This is a genomic window from Pseudogulbenkiania subflava DSM 22618 (assembly GCF_900177275.1).
GTDB classification, from domain to species: Bacteria; Pseudomonadota; Gammaproteobacteria; order Burkholderiales; family Chromobacteriaceae; genus Pseudogulbenkiania; species Pseudogulbenkiania subflava.
This window is the reverse complement of the sequence record NZ_FXAG01000003.1, coordinates 208062-225332: the sequence shown is the minus strand read 5'-3', so window position 1 is coordinate 225332 and position 17271 is coordinate 208062. Positions and strand designations below refer to the sequence as shown.

Here is a 17271-nt window from a genome sequence, read left to right as displayed (position 1 = left end):
AGGAGCATTCATGATCACGTTGTATACCTGGGGCACGCCCAATGGAAGAAAAGTCTCGATCCTGCTCGAAGAGCTGGGTCTGGGCTACCGGGTCGAGCCGGTCGACATCGGTCAGGGCGATCAGTTCTCGCCGGCCTTCCTGGCGGTCAACCCCAACGGCAAGATTCCGGCCATCGTCGACAGCGACGGCCCCGAAGGCGGTCCGATCACCGTGTTCGAGTCCGGCGCCATCATGATCTACCTGGCGGAGAAGCACGGTCGCTTCCTGCCCCCCTCGGGCTTTGCGCGCTACCAGGCGCTGCAGTGGCTGATGTTCCAGATGGGCGGCTTCGGGCCGATGCTGGGGCAGACCCACCACTTCCTGCGCTACGCCCCGGAAAAGGTGCCGTACGCCATGGAGCGCTACCACAAGGAAACCCAGCGTCTGTACGGCGTGCTCGACGCCCGGCTGGCCGAAACCCCTTACGTCGCCGGCGACTACAGCATCGCCGACATGGCGCTCTACCCCTGGGCGGCGCGCCACGAGTGGCACGATATCGATCTTGCCGCCTATCCGCACGTCGAGCGCTGGTACCGCGAGATCGGCGCGCGGCCGGCGGTAGTGCGAGGCATGGCGGTGCCGGGCTGAGAGCCACGAACAAAACCCTCTTGGCGGTGTTGCGCTCGCGTGCGAATCTCGGTAGAGATTCGCCCAGCAAGCACTTGCCGTACTACTTGCATGTAGCTTCGCTGAAACTTCGGCTACGCCTTGTTTTCTGCGGCCGCGCGCCTAGCCAAGATCGCTGCGCTGGGTTTTGTTCGCGGCGCTATGCCTATCCCGTTAGGCCGCTGCGCCTTCGCCTCTTGAGTGCCGGCGGACTGCGTGCGAATTTATCGCTGAGCAAATCGAAGATTTGCACGCAGTAATTCGCTCAGCGATCGGAATCCTCATGGACTCCGTGTCCATTCCGGTTCCTGCGCTCCGGCAGCGCTCCACCTGCTTTGGCTCGCTCGTCTACTGGAATAGGCTCATCGCAGCTGCGCAGGATGGGTGGAATCATTCTTCACTTCGCGACGCTTCGCCCAGTCAGTGCCGTCACCCATCGGTGATGGGTTGCGCCGCGCTTCACCCATCCTACCGTTGTTCACTTCAGCAGCACCCCGACCCCGGCGTTGACCAATGCGCCGCCGACGATCAGCCAGCCGCACAGGCAGGCTGCCAGCCCGAGCGGGGCGAGTCCGGCGCGGCGGATCGCCGACGCTTGGGTGTGTAGCCCCAGCGCGCCCATCGCCGCCGCCAGCAGCAGGGTATCGAGCTGCAGCAACCCGGCGCGCCAGGCCGGCGGCAGCCAGCCCAGCGAGTTGACGCCGGCCAGCAGCACGAAACCCAGCGCAAACCACGGAATGGTGAGGCGACGCGCGTTGCCGCCGCAGGCGCCGCGCTCGCGCCGCGCCTGGAACGCCGACAGCAGCAGCAGGAACGGCGCCAGCATCATCACCCGCATCATCTTGGCGATCACCGCCACCTCGGCCGCCTGCTCGCTCACCGCGCGCCCCGCCGCCACCACCTGCGCCACCTCGTGCAGCGTGGAGCCGGCGAACAGCCCGAAATGCCGGCTGTCCAGGCCGTGCAGTCCGGCCGCCTGGGCCAGCGCGTAGAGCCCGGGGTAGAGGAACATGCCCAGCGTGCCGAACACCACCACGGTGGCCACCGCCACCGCCACCTTCTCGGCCCCGCCGCGCGCCACCGGCTCGGTGGCCAGCACCGCCGCCGCGCCGCAGATGGCGCTGCCGGCGCCGATCAGCATGGCACTGTCGCGCTCCAGCCCGAACCAGCGCGGCCCGAGCCAGCACGCCAGCAGGAAGGTGCTGGAGAGCATCACGACGTCGATCAGGATGCCGGCCGGGCCGACCGCGGCGATGTCCTGCAGCGTCAGGCGCAGCCCGAACAGTACGATGCCCAGGCGCAGCAGGCGCTGCTTGGCGAGCTGCACGCCGCTGTCGCAGCGCGGCGCCAGTGCCGGGTAGACGCTGTTGCCCAAGGCGATGCCGCCGACGATGGCGAGCGTCAGGGCCGACAGGCCGAGCTTTTGCAGTGCCGGGAGCGTGGCCAGGAGCAGCGCCGCTGTCGCCAGCAGCAGGGTCAGTGCCAAGCCGGGCAGCGTTTTTCGTATTGATGGAATAAACATAGCGTCAAATGGAATAAGTGGGGGTGACGCCACGATAGCGCTCGGCCATTCAGTGGTAAAACGGATAAAATTACTGATATCAATTAGTAAAACCGATCAATAAGGCGCGACCATGACGCTCAAACTCACCCTGCGCGAACTGGCGGTGTTCGTCGCCGTGGCGGACTGCGCCACCGTGACGCGTGCCGCCGATACCCTGGCGATGACCCAGTCGGCCGCCAGCCAGGCGCTGGCGTCGCTGGAGAGCGGGCTGGCGGCGGCGCTGTTTGACCGTGTCGGCCGGCGTTTGCTGCTCAACGAGCACGGCCGGCTGCTGCTGCCGCGGGCGCGCGCCCTGCTCGACCAGGCGCAGGAGCTGCAGGGTCTGTTCAGCGGCGGCGCCATCGATCTGCGCCTGGGCGCCAGCACCACGGTGGCCAATTACCTGCTGCCGGAGCGCATCGCCGCGTTCCGCCTGGCGCACCCGCAGGCACGGGTCGAGCTGGAGGTGGCCAATACCCGCGACATCGTCGAAGCAGTGGCGGCGTTCCGCGTCGACGCCGGCTTCATCGAGGGGCCGTGCCACCACCCCGAGCTGGTGGTGATGCCGTGGCTGGACGACGAACTGGTGCCGTTCTGCGCCGCCGGTCACCCGCTGGCGGGGCGCGTGCTGACGCTGGAGGAACTGGCGGCGGCGCCGTGGCTGCTGCGCGAGCCCGGCTCCGGCACGCGCGAGGAAGTGGAGCGGCTGCTGCTGGCGCAGCTGGGCCGCGTCAACCTGGTGATGGAGCTGGGCAACTCCGAGGCGCTGAAGCGCGCGGTGGCGGCCGGGCTGGGTGTGAGCTGCCTGTCGCGGCGCGTGATCGACGACCTGCTGCGCTCCGGCAGCGTGGTCGAGCTCGCCACCGCGCTGCCGCGCCTGATGCGCCGCTTCCATCGCATCGTGCACCGCGACAAGACCCTCACCCAGGGCCTCAGCCAGTTCCTCGACATGGCCGCTTACTGAACCCACGCTTCGGCCAACCTTCTCGCGTCGCGGCGCGTCCTGCCCTGGCCATTCCGCCCGGTGGCGGCGCCGACCTGACAGAGTGTTAGGTCGGCTTGTCGCTTTGCCTGGAAAACCCCGTTAAATCAGTCGATTGGCAAGCTGTGCGCGAGCGTTCGGATGCCTAGAATTTCCCTGCGGTTCCACTAACTCGACGGGGAAATACGATGCAATTGAATCTGGCATTAATCGGCTACGGCGGCGTCAACCAGGGACTGGTCGACGTGCTCCGGCAGAAGCGGGCGCTGCTGCAACGGCAGTACGGCCTGACGCTCAACATCGTCGCAGTGACCGACCTGCGCGGCGGCCTGGTGTGGAACCGCGGCGGGCTGGATCTCGATGCGCTGGCTGCGGTGCCGGCCAACGGCTTCTCGTTCCGCGAGCTGGCCGGCAGCGACGGCGGCTACCACCCTGATCTCACCCTGGAGCGCACACTCGAGCTGCTGGCTGCCGACTTCATCGACGTGGTGGTGGAGGCCACCTTCACCGACCCCGCCAGCGGCGAGCCGGCGCTGGCGCACTGCAAGACCGCGCTGTCGCACGGCAAGCACGTGGTGACCACCAACAAGGGGCCGGTGGCGCTGGCGCTCGACTCGCTGCGGCAGCTCGCCGCCGCCGGCCAGGCCTGCTTCAAATACGAGGGCGCGGTGATGAGCGGCACCCCGGTGCTGCGCCAGCTCTCCACCACGTTGCGCGGCTGCGACTTCAACGGTTTCGCCGGCATCCTCAACGGCACCTCCAACTTCGTGCTGGGCCAAGTCGAGCAGGGCCGCTCGATGGCCGAGGCGATCCGCGAGGCGCAACGGCTGGGCTACGCCGAGGCCAACCCGGCGGCGGACATCGAAGGCCACGACGTGCAGCTCAAGGTCACCATCCTGGCCAACGCGCTGTGGGACGTCCGCCTGCAGCCGGGCGACGTGCCGTGCCGCGGCATCACCCACCTGTCCGAGGACGAGATCCGTGCCGCACGCGCCGAGGGCGGCGCCTGGAAGCTGGTCGGCCAGGCCGCGCGCCAGGCCGACGGCCGCCTCGCCGCCAGCGTCGCGCCGCAGCGCCTGCCCGCCGGTCATCCGCTCCTGGCCGCCACCGGCGCCACCAATGCCATCGCCCTCGACACCGACCTCCTGGGCCAGGTGACGATCAGCGGACCGGGCGCCGGCCGCACCGAAACCGCCTTCGCCATCCTGTCCGACCTGATCGAGCTCGCCGACGAGCTCGCCACCCAACACAAGGAGTGACCATGGACCGCGCAGAACCCCCGATCATGGCCGCCGCGCGGCAGTCGACGCTGGCGGTGTACGCCAAGTTCGACGGCGCACCGCTGGGCGAGGTGGCGCTCACCCCGGCCGAGGCCGCCGACGTCATCGTGGCGCGCGCCGAAGCCGGGCGCCACGAAGCGCGCGCGCTGCCGCGCCACGAGCGTGCCCGTTTGCTTGGCGCCGTGGCCGACGAGATCGAGCAGCAGGCCGAGGAGTTCGCCCGCATCATCGCGTTGGAAGCCGGCAAGGTGATGCGCCAGGCGCGCAAGGAAGTGGCGCGCTGCGTCAACACGTTGCGCCTGTCGGCGGAGGAGGCCAAGCGCCTGGCCGGCGAAGTCATTCCGTTCAGCGCCTACCTCGGCTCGGAGAACCGCAGCGGCCATTACACGCTGGAGCCGCTCGGCGTGATCCTCGCCATCACCCCGTTCAACGACCCGCTCAACCTGGTGGCGCACAAGCTCGGCCCGGCGCTGGCCGCCGGCAACGCCGTGATCCTCAAACCGTCGAAACTGGCGCCGCTGTCGGCGCAACGGCTGGTCGAGGCGTTCTGGCGCGCCGGCGTGCCGCGCCAGGCGCTGCAGATCGTGCACGGCGAGCGCGCGCTGGTGGAGCACTTGGTGGCCGACCGCCGCATCCGCATGGTGTCGTTCACCGGCGGCCCGGAAACCGGCGAGGCCATCACGCGCCAGGCCGGGCTGAAGAAGATGGCGATGGACCTGGGCGGCAACGCGCCGGTCATCGTCACCGCCGACGCCGACCTCGACGATGCGGTGGAAAGCTGCGTCTCCGGCGCGTTCTGGGCCGCCGGGCAGAACTGCATCGGCACCCAGCGCATCCTGGTCGCCGCCGCGATCTACCCGCCGTTCGTGGAGCGCTTCGCGCTCGCCACCCGGCGCCTGCGCGTCGGCAACCCGCTCGACGAGGACGCCGACATGGGGCCGATGATCAGCGAGGCCGCGGCGCGGCGTATCGAGAGTTGGGTCGAGGAGGCCGTCGGGCAGGGCGCGCGCGTGCTCACCGGGCACCGCCGCGACGGCGCGCTGTACGCGCCCACGGTGCTGCTCGACGTGCCGCGCACGGCGCGGGTGTGGCGCGACGAGGTGTTCGCTCCGGTGGTGTCGATCGTGCCGTTCTCCGACCTCGACGAGGCTGTGGCGCTCGCCAACGACTCGGAAAGCAGCCTGCAGGCCGGGGTGTTCAGCCGCGATCTCGACACGGCGCTGAGGTTGGCCGAAGCGCTCGAGGCCGGCGGCGTGATGATCAACGACTCCTCCGACTACCGCTTCGACGGCATGCCGTTCGGCGGCGCCAAGTACGGCAGCCTGGGGCGCGAAGGGGTGCGCTTCGCGGTGCACGAGATGTCGCAGCCCAAGGTGTTCTGCCTGCGCCGCCAGCCGGCGGTCCGACCCTGAACCTGCGCCGCACCGCCACCCGGCGGCGGCGCGGCATCCACCAAGGAGAACGCGATGAGCGACGGCAACAGCCGCGAGGTGCTGCGGGTCGAGGACCTGCACAAATCCTTCGGCGGCATCGAAATCCTCAAGGGCATCACGCTGGCGGCCAAGCCGCACGACGTGATCAGCATCCTGGGCAGCAGCGGCTCCGGGAAGAGCACCTTCCTGCGCTGCATCAACTTCCTGGAAACCCCGGACTGCGGCCGCATCAGCGTCAACGGCGAGCAGATCCGCCTGCGCCAGGACGGCAAGCGCGGCGCCTTCGTCGCCGAGGACCCGGCGCAGATCGTCAAGATGCGCCGCAAGCTGGCGATGGTGTTCCAGCAGTTCAACCTGTGGGCGCACATGACGGTGCTGCAGAACGTGATGTTCGCCCCGATGCGCGTGCTGAAGATCGACAAGAAGGACGCCGAGCTCACCGCGCTGGCGATGCTGGAGAAGGTCGGCCTGGCGGAAAAGCGCCACCACTACCCGAGCCAGCTCTCCGGCGGCCAGCAGCAGCGCGTCGCCATCGCCCGTGCGCTGGCGATGGAACCCGACGTGATGCTGTTCGACGAGCCCACCTCGGCGCTCGACCCTGAACTGGTCGGCGAGGTGCTGAAGGTGATGCGCGCACTGGCCGAGGATGGCCGCACCATGCTGGTGGTCACCCACGAGATGGGTTTCGCGCGCGAGGTGGCCAACCGCGTGGTGTTCCTGCACCAGGGGCGGGTGGAGGAGGACGGCAGCCCCGACGAGGTGTTCGCCAGCCAGAAGTCGCCCCGATTCCAGAAGTTCCTGTCCAGCATGTCCAACAAGTAAAACTCCAGGAGAAATAGACCATGAAACGTATCGTTCAAGCCTTGCTCGTCGGCGCCGCCGTCGCCACCTCCAGCGCCTACGCTCAGGACGTCGTCCGCATCGGCACCCTCGCCGATTACGCGCCGTTCGAATACCGCGATCCGAGCGGCCAGCTCAAGGGCATGGAGATCGAACTGGGCCAGCAGATGTGCCAGTCCATGCAGGTCAAGTGCCAGTGGGTGACGATGGACTTCGACGCGCTGATCCCGGCGCTCAAGGCGCGCAAGATCGACGCCGCGCTGGCGCAGATGTCGGTCAACCCGGAACGCCTCAAAACCGTCGACTTCAGCCGTATCTTCACCATCGCCCCGGTGCAGTACGTTGCCAAGGGCCTCATCGGCATCAGCGACAACCCGGCTTCGCTGCGCGGCAAGACGGTGGGGGTGCAAAGCGGCTCGATCCACGAGAGTTACCTGAAGACGCGCCTGCCCAGCGCCAGCTCGGGCATCGAGATGAAGGTCTACCAGGGCCTCGACCAGGCCTGGCTCGACCTGCAGGCCGGCCGCATCCAGGCGGTGCTGGCGGACAGCACGGTGGGACTCGACTGGATCACCAAGGAAGGCAGAAAGGGCGGCTTCGTGCTGGTCGGCAAGCCGGTTTCCGACCCGGAAATCTTCGGCGAGGGTACCGCGGTGGCGGTGCGCAAGGGTGACGCCAGGTTGAAGGCACGCTTTGACCAGGCCATCGCCACCGTGCACGGCAACGGCAGCTTCGCCGCGGTCAACAAGCAGTACTTCCCGTTCAGCATCGCCCCCGTGGCGGCCAGGTAAGGCCCGGGCCGGCGCCCGCGCGCCGGCCTTCTCTTCCACCACGAGGAACACAACCATGAACGATCTGGCCGACTACGCCAACCAGCTCCTGGCCGGGGCGCTGGTGACCATCGAGCTGGCGCTGACGTCGCTGTTGTTCGGGCTGCTGCTGGGCCTGACGGCGGCGTGGGCCAAGCTGTCGCCAAGCCCCTGGCTGCGCCACCCGGTGACCTTGCTCAGCAACGTGCTGCGCGGCATCCCGGAGTTCCTGATCATCCTGATCTTCTACTTTGGCCTCTCCAACTTCCTCGCCGACCATTTCGACGGCGCGATCGAGATCAGCCCCTTCTTCGGCGGCGTGTTCGCGCTGTCGATCATCTTCGCGGCGTACTCGTCCGAGGTGTTCCGCGGCGCCTTTCTCGAGGTCGGTCGCGGCCAGCTCGAGGCCGGCCAGGCGTACGGGCTGAACCGCGTCCAGCTGTTCTGCTTCATCCGCCTGCCGCTGGCCTGGCGCACCGCGCTGCCCAGCCTCAACAACATGTGGCAGTCGCTGCTCAAGGACACCTCGCTGATCTCGGTGGTAGGGCTGGAGGACATGCTGCGCAAGGCGCAGATCGGGGCGCAGTACACCAAGCAGCCGTTCGTGTTCTACGCTGCCGTGGCGCTGGTCTACCTGCTGCTGCTGGCCGCCTCCAACCCGCTGTTCGGGGCGCTGGAAAAATCCGCCAACAAGGGCTTCCGCTGAGGAGAACGACGATGCTTTACGACTACCTGGGATTCGTGTTCGAGCATGGCCAGGCGCTAGTGGACGGGCTGTGGATCACGCTCAAGCTGCTGTTGCTGTCCTCGCTCGGCGGCTTCCTGCTGGCGCTGCCGCTGGCGGTGGCCAGGGTGTCGCCGAACCGCACCCTGGCGGCGCTGGCGCGCGGCTATTCGGCGCTGTTTCGCGGCACTCCGCTCCTGGTGCAGATCTTCATCCTCTACTACGGCTTCAGCCAGTTCGAGGCGGTGCGCGCCTCGCCGGCGTGGTTCGTGCTGGCCGACGCCTTCAACTGCGCGCTGCTGGCGCTGACGCTGAATATCGCCGCCTATATGGCAGAAGACCTGCGCGCCGGTATCATCGGGGTCCCGCACGGCGAGAAGGAGGCGGCGCTGGCCTACGGCATGGGCCGTTTCGGCAGCTACGTCCACATCATCCTGCCGCGCGCCATCGGCATCGCCGCCCCGGCGCTGGGCAACGAAGTGGTGTCGCAGCTCAAGGCCAGCGCCCTGGCCAGCGTGATCACGGTGCTGGAAATGACCGGGGTGGCGCGGCGCTTCTCGGCGCAGAGCTACAGCACCGATCCGCTGATCGTGGCCGGCCTGCTCTACGTTGCGGTCACGCTGCTGCTCTCGCTGCTGGTGAGGTTGGCCGAGCGCAGGATCAATTGCCATCAGCCGCGCTGAGCTGAGGCACTCGCCGCCGTCCGGCAAGGGGCCGGATGGGGCGATTTCTGGAGAGAGAACATGGCATTCAGGCCCGAAACCCTGGTGGTGCACGCCGACTACGACGTCACCGACGACAAGACCGTGGCACCGTCCATCCATTATTCCGCCACCTTCAAGGCGGCCGACGCCGCCGAGTTCGCGGCGATGTCGGAAATCCCGCAGCACCCGCGCAACTACACCCGCTACGGCAACCCGGTGCACGAGCGCGTGAAGAAGATCATGGCCGAGCTGGAAGGCACCGAAACCGCGCTGGTGACCGCCTCGGGTATGGGCGCGGTGGCAGCCACCCTGCTCACCTTCGTCGCGGCCGGCGACCACGTCATCGGCCAGAGCAGCCACTACATGAGCACCACGCGCCTCATGGACGAGATGCTGCGCCGTTTCGGCGTCGAGGTGAGCTTCGTCGATCAGGGCGATCCGGAGGCGTTCCGCCGCGCCATCCGCCCCAACACCCGGTTCATCATGCTGGAGACGCCGGCCAACCCGCTCTTGACGCTGACCGACCTCGCTGCGATCACCGTCATCGCGCGCGAACACGGCGTGCTCACCATCGCCGACAACACTTTCGCCACCCCGCTCAACCAGCGCCCGCACGACCTCGGCGTCGACATCGTGGTGCACAGCGCCACCAAGTACCTGGGCGGCCACCACGACCTCACCGCCGGCGTGATCTGCTGCAGTCACGAACAGGCCGAGCGCATCTGGAAGACGCACATCACGCTGGGCTCGGTGCTGTCGCCGATGGACGCCTGGCTGCTGCTGCGTGGCCTGCGCACGCTGCCGATGCGCATCGAGCGCATCAACGCCAACGCCCAGGCGCTGGCCGAAACGCTGGAAGCCCATCCCAAGATCGAAACGGTGCTCTACCCGGGGCTCGCCAGCCACCCGCAGCACGCGCTGGCGCAGCGCCAGATGAAGGGAGGCAGCGGCATCGTGGCGTTCTCGGTACGGGGCGGCTACGCCGAGGCCGAGCGCTTCGTGTCGCTGCTCGAACTGCCGCTCAACGCCGCCAGCCTGGGCGGGGTCGATTCGCTGGTGATCCACACCGCGGCGATGTGGGCCGGCACCATGACGCCCGAGCAGATGGCCGCGTCGGGCATTCCGCTCAACGCCATCCGCTACGCGGTCGGTGTGGAGCATATCGACGACATCAAGGCCGACGTGCTGCAGGCGCTGGAACGGCTGTAACGGCGGAACGGGATGAGACCGGGGCCGGGTGCCCCAGCCTCGTCAGGGGGATCAGGGGTGCAGGCGGTCGACCACGGACGACAGCACGAAATGCGTTTTGGTGTTTTCCACCCCGGGCAGGCTGGAAATGACCGACCAGATCTCGTTGATGCGCTCGTGCGAGCGCGCTTCCACCGTCAGCAGCAGGTCGATGTCCCCGCTCAGCACCGCGCAGTAGGTCACCTCGGGAATGGCCGCGATGGCGCGCGTGACGTCGCTGCCGCGCATGCGGTCCTTGCGGTAGACCTGTATCACCGCCGGCACCAGGGTCTCGCTGCCGCGCGGGCGCTGCTGGCGGATGGTATAGGCCGCGATCACTCCGTGCGCCTCCAGGCGGTCAATGCGCTGGCGCGTGGCCTGGCGCGACAGCCCCACCTTCAGCGCCAGCGTCGACACCGGGGTGCGCGCATCGCGCGATAGTTCGTTGAGAATCTTGCGGTCGATCGTGTCCAGCTCGTTGTCGTGCATGGTATCTCCCTCCGGGCAGGTGGCGCCGGATCAAGGACAGGGCAGGAATGAGGGCGCCTGCCGGGGCGCGGCGCGGGCTATTCCTCCGCGCCCTCGAGCGGCACGAACAGGCTGGTTTTCAGGGTATTCAGCACCACGTTGGTGGTGATGCGCCGGATCATCGGGTTGCCCTTCATCACCTCGGCGGTGAGCCGGTCGTAGCTTTCCACGTCCCGCGTGGTGATGATGGCGATCAGGTCGGCCGAGCCGGTCACGTAGTAAATCTGCTGGATCGCGTCGACGTGGCGAGCCCACTCGCGAAACCGCGCCACCGTGTCGTAGTTGTCGCGCTCAATTTCCAGCGCCGCGATGAAGGTCATGGGGCGGCCGACCACGGCTGGGTCCAGCACCGCGATCTCCGCCGCGATGATCTTTTCGCTACGCAGCCGTTTCAGGCGCTTCTGCACGGCGGAGGTCGACAGCCCCAGTTGCTCGGCGATCGCCTCGGCCTTGAGCGAGCAGTCGCGCTGCACCAGCGCCAGGATCTTGCGGTCGAAGGCATCGAGAGTAGCGGGCATGGCGAAGTCCAATCCAGCGGGGTTACAGGTAGAACGGATGCGCGGGGCTCACCCCGGCGTACGCTCTGACCTGATCGAGTGCCGCCATCAGCGCGTCCCGCGCATCCGCCGCGGCAGTCTCGAACTGCACCGGGGGTAGCGCCAGAGTATCGATTTCGTGCGGCAGGCGATAGGGCCGCTCGTTGCCGAGCTCGCCCTTGGCGATCAGCGCCGTGCCCCGCATGCCGAGCAGGCTCATGCACAGATAGCCCGGCGCGCCCGGCCGCAACGCCTGCCACAGCGGGGCGTACACCGTGTCGAGTTGCCGCAGCAGCGGGATTTCGTACGAGCCCGGCCACCAGACGCAGGGCTCGCTCGACCACAGCCCGCAGGGCAGCGTCGCCACGATTTCGACGGCACCGTCGCGGCCCACCCCGGCGTAGGCGCCGACCCGGCCCGCGCTATCGCGCGCCGAGCAGACCAGCGCGGCGGCGGCCTCGTCACTCCAGTCCTGCAGCGGCACGTTGAGTGGCCGCAGCGTCGCCAGCCAGGGCCGGGCCGCCGCAAGTTGTTCCTGGCCTGGTGCCGGCGCCTCGGCGACCAGCTGGCAGACCCATTTCGGGCCGGCCGCCATCGGCGCCAGCGTGACCCCGCCGGCCAGCGCGGCCACGCGTTGTTCGACGCGCCGGGAAAGGGCAAACGGCAGTTCGGACATATCTCCTCCTTCGTCTTGCAGCGGCGGCCGGGCTCGCGATCCACCGCGTTTCGCGGCAACGAGGCGGGGCGTCGCGACGCCGCGGTTGCGCTCCATTTTGCCGTGGTGACAGTTCTGCCAGACGTCGAAGAAGCACCTGAATTAGACGAAATGCCGCGCAATATCGGTAAATCAGTCCGTCATGCCGCGCAAAAGCGCACGGCAGGCTACGGCGCGCGGCATCACGCCAAGCGACGGGTTCAGGCTGGCGGCGGCAGGAACGTCCTGCCTCGCATTGCGACCGCCGCTATGGCTGATCGTCAGAGGTATGGCGCAGTGTCGGTGCGGAGTTGGGGGGGGCGAGGAGGAGGGTTGGGGCAAAACGGGGACGGAAGCCGCCAGCCGGCTGGCGGCAGCGCCCGGGCTCGGGATCGCCGAGACCGGGTGCGGTGCGCTTACAGCCAGAAGTCGCTACGCGCGCGGTGTGCTTCGACCAGGCGCTGGAACACCTTGGGGTCCTTGGTGTAGGTCAGTTCGCCTTCCTGGGGCTGGTACAGATCCAGCAGACGCGAGGTCCAGAAGCGCAGCGCGGCGGCGCGCAGCATCACCGACCAGCAGCGCTTCTCCTCGGCATTGAGCGGGCGGATCGCCTGGTAGCCGGCCAGGAGCGCGCGCGCCAGTTCGCCGTCGATCTCGCCGTCGGCCTGACGTGTCCAGTCGTTGACGGCGATCGCCACGTCGTACAGCAGCACGTCGTTGCAGGCGTAGTAGAAGTCGATGAAGCCGGCGATGGCGTCGCCGTTCATCAGCACGTTGTCCTTGAACAGGTCGGCGTGGACCACCCCGGTGGGCAGGTGGTCGAAGCGGTGGCTGTCCTGGAAGTGCACCTCGGCACGCAGGCTGGCGGCGTCGGCCTCGTCCATGTAGTGGTAGACCGCGCTGGCGGTCTGGCTCCACCAGTGCGGGCCGCGCGGGTTGTGCATCTTGCGCGGGAAGGTGGTGCCGGCCAGGTGCAGCTGCGCCAGCATCTCGCCCACGGCGCGGCACTGCACCGCGCTCGGCGCCTCCACGTCGCTGCCGGGCAGGCAGGTCACCAGGCAGGCCGGCTTGCCGGCCAGCAGCGAGGCGAAGTTGTCGGTGTGGTCGGCGATCGGCGCCGGGCAGGCTACGCCGTGGCGCGCCAAGTGGCTCATCAGTTCGAGGTAGTAGGGCAGCTCGTCGAGCTTCAGCACCTCGAAGATGGTCAGCACGTAGCGGCCGTGCGTGGTGGTGACGAAGTAGTTGGTGTTGGTGATGCCGGCGGCGATGCCCTTGAGCTCGACCAGCTCGCCCAGCGCGTAGCGCTCGAGCCATTGTGCCAGGGTGTCGTTGTCGACGGTGGTGTAAACCGACATGCCGCCCCCGTCAGAATCGGAACAGGACCCAGCGCGGGATCACCAGGCGCTGGTTCGAGTCGATCTGTCTCATGCTGCCGTTGCCTTCCTCGTCCATCAGGTAGTACGGCACGCCATGGGCGGGGGTGACCTTGATCATGTAGAGCTGACCGTTGATGCGGTATTCCTCGATCTTGTCGCTGCCCTTCTGGATGATGCGGACTTCGGGCTCGACGGCGGCGTTGGCGTCCGTCGCCACGTTGGGCGGCGGCGGGACCACCGCCTTGGCGGGGGGCGTGTCTGCCAGGGCCGGGACGGCCACGAGCAGGAGGAGGGGGAGCAGGCGGCGCATGGCGGCGTTCCTTGAGGTCATGAAGATTACAGATTGAGCAATTGTTCGCGTTCTTCGGGCAGTGCCTCGAAGCCTCGCGTCTCGTAGTGCTTGAAGATGGCCTCGACGATCTGCTGCGGATCGTCGATCAGCTTCAGGAGGTCGAGGTCGTTGGGGTTGATCAGCTGGTCGCCGACCAGTCGCTCCTTCACCCAGTCGAGCAGGCCTTTCCAGAACTCGGTGCCGCACAGGATGATCGGAATCTTGCGGCTCTTGCCGGTCTGGATCAGCGTCAGCGCCTCGAACATCTCGTCCAGCGTGCCGAAGCCGCCCGGCATCACCACGTAGGCGATGGCGTGCTTGACGAACATCACCTTGCGCGGGAAGAAGTGGTTGAACTTGATCGACAGGTCCTGGTATTCGTTCGGCTTCTGCTCGTGCGGCAGCACGATGTTGAGCGCCACCGACGGGCTGCGGCCGTAGAAGGCGCCCTTGCTGGCGGCTTCCATGATGCCCGGGCCGCCGCCGGAAATGACCGAAAAGCCCGAATCCGACAAACGGCGGGCGATTTCCTCGGCCAGCTTATAATAGGTGTGGTCTCGCGGGGTGCGGGCGCTGCCGAAGATGCTGACGGCGGGCTGGATCCCCTGCAATTCTTCCGCCGATTCGACGAATTCGGCCAGAATCTTCATCACGTGCCACGCTTCGCGCGAACGGAAACGCTGCATCGCGGCGTGACGGTCGCTCGTCTGCGGCAATTTATCGGACAAGCTCATAACTATTCGCCTTCTATGAAAACGTTATTATTGATCGACGGCTCTTCTTATCTGTATCGCGCTTTTCACGCCATGCCCGATTTGCGTTCTCCGGAAGGCCAACCGACGGGAGCGATCTACGGCATGGTCAACATGCTGCGTCGCCTGGAGAAGGAGGTCCGGTTCGATTATAGCGCCTGCGTTTTTGACGCAAAAGGCAAGACCTTCCGCGACGAGCTTTATCCCGACTACAAGGCCAACCGCCCGTCGATGCCGGAGGAGCTGGCCAGCCAGATTACGGCGGTGCACGACGTGGTGCAAGCGTCCGGCTGGCCGATCCTGGTGGTGGACGGCGTCGAGGCCGACGACGTGATCGGCACCCTGGCACGCCAGGCGGAGGCGGCCGGCATGCAGGTGATCGTCTCCACCGGCGACAAGGACATCGCCCAGCTGGTGACGCCGGCGGTGACGCTGGTCAACACCATGACCAACGAGACGCTCGACGAGGCCGGGGTGAAGGAGAAGTTCGGCGTGCCGCCGAACCGCATCATCGACTACCTGACGCTGATCGGCGACAAGGTCGACAACGTGCCGGGTGTCGACAAGTGCGGCCCCAAGACCGCGGTCAAATGGCTGGAACAGTACGGCTCGCTCGACGCCGTGATGGCCAACGCCGCGGCCATCTCCGGCAAGGTCGGCGACAACCTGCGCGCCGCGCTCGACTGGCTGCCGAAGGGGCGCGAGCTGATCACCATCAAGTGCGACGTGCCGCTCGACGGCGAGATGCCGCAGGGCATGGCCACGCTGCTGCACCGTGAGCGCGACAAGCCGAAGCTGGTCGAACTGTTCACGCGCTTCGGTTTCCGCAGCTGGTTGCGCGAGGTGAGCGACGCCAACGGCGAGGCCCCTGCCGATGCCGCCACGATGGCTTCGGCCAACCCCGGCGTCAACGGCGAGCTGTTCGGCGCGGACGAGGATGATGAGGCGCCCGTCGCCGCCGTCGAGCGCCGCTACCACACCATTCTCACCGAGGCCGAGCTCGAGGCCTGGCTGGCCAAGCTGGAGGCGGCGCCGGTGGTGTCGCTCGACACCGAAACCACCAGCCTCGACCAGATGGAAGCGCGCCTGGTCGGCATGAGCTTCTCGGTGACGGAGGGCGAGGCCGCCTACCTGCCGCTGGCGCACCACTACGCCGGCGTGCCCGAGCAGCTCGACCTCGACGCCACGCTGGCCCGGCTCAAGCCCTGGCTGGAGAACCCGGCCAGGAAGAAGCTTGGCCAGAACCTCAAGTACGACCGCCACGTGCTGGCCAACCACGGCATCGCGCTGGCCGGCGTCGCCGACGACACGCTGCTGGCGTCGTACGTGATCGAGAGCCACCTGACGCACAATATGGACGACCTGGCGCGGCGCCACCTGGGCGAGAGCACGGTGAGCTACGAGGACATCTGCGGCAAGGGCGCCAAGCAGATCGGTTTCGCCGAGGTCGACATCGCGGTGGCGTCCAACTACGCCGCCGAGGACGCCGACATCACGCTGCGCCTCAACCGGGCGCTGGCCGGCAAGCTGGAGGGCCGCCTGGCTAGTGTGTACCGCGACATCGAGCTGCCGGTGGCCGAGGTGCTGTTCGCGATGGAGCGCAACGGCGTGCTGATCGACCGCCAAAGGTTGGCCGAACAAAGCCACCAGCTCGGCAGCCAGATGCTGCAACTGGAGCAGGAGGCCTACCAGCAGGCCGGCCAGCCGTTCAACCTCAACTCGCCCAAGCAGCTGCAGGAAATCCTGTTCGGCAAGCTCGGCATCGACACCAAGGGGGTCAAGAAGACGCCGTCCGGCGGCTTCTCCACCGACGAGTCGGTGCTCGAGCAACTGGCGCTCGACCACCCGCTGCCCAAGCTGATCCTGCAGTACCGGGGCTTGGCCAAGCTCAAGTCCACCTACACCGACAAGCTGCCGTCGCTGATCCGCCCCGATACCGGCCGCGTGCACACCAACTACGCGCAGGCGGTGGCGATCACCGGGCGGCTGGCGAGCTCCGACCCCAACCTGCAGAACATCCCGGTGCGCACCGCCGAGGGCCGGCGTGTGCGCGAAGCCTTCATCGCGCCGCCGGGCCACCGCATCGTCAGTGCCGACTACTCGCAGATCGAGCTCAGGATCATGGCGCACCTGTCGGACGACGCCAACATGCTGGCGGCCTTCGCCAGCGGCGAGGACATCCACAAGACCACCGCCGCCGAGGTGTTCGGCGTGACGCGCGAGCAGGTGACGTCCGAGCAGCGCCGCGCCGCCAAGGCGATCAACTTCGGCCTGATCTACGGCATGAGCGCCTTCGGCCTGGCAAGCCAGCTCGACATCGAGCGCAACGCGGCGCAGCAGTACATCGACCGCTACTTCATGCGCTTCCCCGGCGTGGCCGACTACATGCAGCGCACCCGCGAAGCGGCGCGCGAGCAGGGCTACGTCGAGACCGTGTTCGGGCGTCGCCTCTACCTGCCGGAAATCCGCGCCAGCAATCCGGGCCGGCGCAGCGGCGCCGAGCGCGCCGCGATCAACGCGCCGATGCAGGGCACCGCCGCCGACCTGATCAAGCTAGCGATGATCGCGGTGCAGCGCTGGCTGGTGGCGGAAGGACTGGCCAGCAAGCTGATCATGCAGGTGCACGACGAACTGGTGCTGGAAGTGCCTGCGGCCGAGCTGGCGCGGGTCACGGAGCGGCTGCCGCAGATCATGGCCGGCGTGGCCGAGCTCAAGGTGCCGCTGCTGGCCGAAGTGGGGGCCGGGGAGAGCTGGGAGGCGGCGCACTGAGCGCGTCCGCCTCATGCCGACCAAAACCGCCTGCGGGCGGTTTTTTCTTGTCCGCTCGACGCGGCAGGGGGGGGGCGGGTAATGAGCCAGCGTTGAT

Annotated in this window: 17 protein-coding genes; 10 read left to right on the top strand and 7 right to left on the bottom strand. The window is 67.7% G+C overall.

The genetic code is table 11. The annotated features are described in order from the left end of the window. The first annotated feature begins 10 nt into the window (after positions 1–10). The gene (locus B9N72_RS04225; RefSeq protein ID WP_085275185.1) at positions 11–628 is read left to right on the top strand and encodes a glutathione S-transferase N-terminal domain-containing protein; all 618 of its coding nucleotides are present in this window, start codon (positions 11–13) and stop codon (positions 626–628) included. A gap of 496 nt (positions 629–1124) precedes the next feature. On the opposite strand, the gene B9N72_RS04220 is transcribed toward B9N72_RS04225, so the two are convergent. Then, entirely contained in the window at positions 1125–2168 is a 1044-nt protein-coding gene (locus B9N72_RS04220; protein ID WP_085275184.1) for a YeiH family protein, read from the bottom strand. A gap of 112 nt (positions 2169–2280) precedes the next feature. On the opposite strand from B9N72_RS04220, the gene B9N72_RS04215 reads away from it, so the two are divergent. The 8 genes from B9N72_RS04215 to B9N72_RS04180 all read left to right on the top strand — a co-directional run bounded on the left by B9N72_RS04215 (position 2281) and on the right by B9N72_RS04180 (position 10170). Further along, complete coding sequence (locus B9N72_RS04215) at positions 2281–3153, top strand: LysR family transcriptional regulator (RefSeq protein ID WP_085275183.1); 873 nt, start codon at positions 2281–2283, stop codon at positions 3151–3153. A 206-nt stretch (positions 3154–3359) separates the two neighbouring features. Beyond that, the gene (locus B9N72_RS04210; protein WP_085275182.1) at positions 3360–4430 is read left to right on the top strand and encodes a homoserine dehydrogenase; all 1071 of its coding nucleotides are present in this window, start codon (positions 3360–3362) and stop codon (positions 4428–4430) included. A gap of 2 nt (positions 4431–4432) precedes the next feature. Further along, a complete protein-coding gene (locus tag B9N72_RS04205) occupies positions 4433–5863 on the top strand; it encodes an aldehyde dehydrogenase family protein (protein ID WP_085275181.1) in 1431 nt (476 codons plus the stop codon). A 54-nt stretch (positions 5864–5917) separates the two neighbouring features. Further along, the gene (locus B9N72_RS04200) at positions 5918–6706 is read left to right on the top strand and encodes an ABC transporter ATP-binding protein (RefSeq protein WP_085275180.1); all 789 of its coding nucleotides are present in this window, start codon (positions 5918–5920) and stop codon (positions 6704–6706) included. Positions 6707–6726: 20 nt separating this feature from the next. Continuing rightward, complete coding sequence (locus B9N72_RS04195) at positions 6727–7515, top strand: transporter substrate-binding domain-containing protein (RefSeq protein ID WP_085275179.1); 789 nt, start codon at positions 6727–6729, stop codon at positions 7513–7515. Between the two features lie 55 nt (positions 7516–7570). Beyond that, entirely contained in the window at positions 7571–8239 is a 669-nt protein-coding gene (locus B9N72_RS04190; RefSeq protein WP_085275178.1) for an ABC transporter permease, read from the top strand. 11 nt (positions 8240–8250) lie between these two features. Further along, positions 8251–8940: an ABC transporter permease gene (locus B9N72_RS04185; RefSeq protein ID WP_085275177.1), complete on the top strand. Its 690-nt coding sequence runs from the start codon at positions 8251–8253 to the stop codon at positions 8938–8940. A gap of 60 nt (positions 8941–9000) precedes the next feature. Next, entirely contained in the window at positions 9001–10170 is a 1170-nt protein-coding gene (locus tag B9N72_RS04180) for a trans-sulfuration enzyme family protein (protein ID WP_085275176.1), read from the top strand. A 51-nt stretch (positions 10171–10221) separates the two neighbouring features. Here B9N72_RS04180 and B9N72_RS04175 read toward each other — a convergent pair whose 3' ends face one another. The 6 genes from B9N72_RS04175 to B9N72_RS04150 all read right to left on the bottom strand — a co-directional run bounded on the left by B9N72_RS04175 (position 10222) and on the right by B9N72_RS04150 (position 14387). After that, entirely contained in the window at positions 10222–10677 is a 456-nt protein-coding gene (locus B9N72_RS04175) for an Lrp/AsnC family transcriptional regulator (RefSeq protein ID WP_085275175.1), read from the bottom strand. 77 nt (positions 10678–10754) lie between these two features. Then, positions 10755–11234, bottom strand: coding sequence for an Lrp/AsnC family transcriptional regulator (locus B9N72_RS04170; RefSeq protein ID WP_085275174.1), 480 nt, complete (start codon positions 11232–11234; stop codon positions 10755–10757). 22 nt (positions 11235–11256) lie between these two features. Continuing rightward, positions 11257–11928, bottom strand: coding sequence for a hypothetical protein (locus tag B9N72_RS04165; protein ID WP_085275173.1), 672 nt, complete (start codon positions 11926–11928; stop codon positions 11257–11259). Between the two features lie 434 nt (positions 11929–12362). Further along, positions 12363–13301 (bottom strand): homoserine kinase, encoded by a 939-nt coding sequence (gene thrB, locus B9N72_RS04160; protein ID WP_085275172.1) that lies wholly within the window; start codon positions 13299–13301, stop codon positions 12363–12365. Positions 13302–13311: 10 nt separating this feature from the next. After that, positions 13312–13653 carry a DUF2782 domain-containing protein gene (locus B9N72_RS04155; RefSeq protein ID WP_234985875.1) on the bottom strand — a complete coding sequence of 114 codons (342 nt, stop codon included), beginning with the start codon at positions 13651–13653 and terminating at the stop codon, positions 13312–13314. A gap of 5 nt (positions 13654–13658) precedes the next feature. Then, a complete protein-coding gene (locus B9N72_RS04150; protein ID WP_008952207.1) occupies positions 13659–14387 on the bottom strand; it encodes an LOG family protein in 729 nt (242 codons plus the stop codon). A gap of 15 nt (positions 14388–14402) precedes the next feature. On the opposite strand from B9N72_RS04150, the gene polA reads away from it, so the two are divergent. After that, positions 14403–17174: a DNA polymerase I gene (polA, locus tag B9N72_RS04145; RefSeq protein WP_085275171.1), complete on the top strand. Its 2772-nt coding sequence runs from the start codon at positions 14403–14405 to the stop codon at positions 17172–17174. Positions 17175–17271 lie beyond the last annotated feature (97 nt).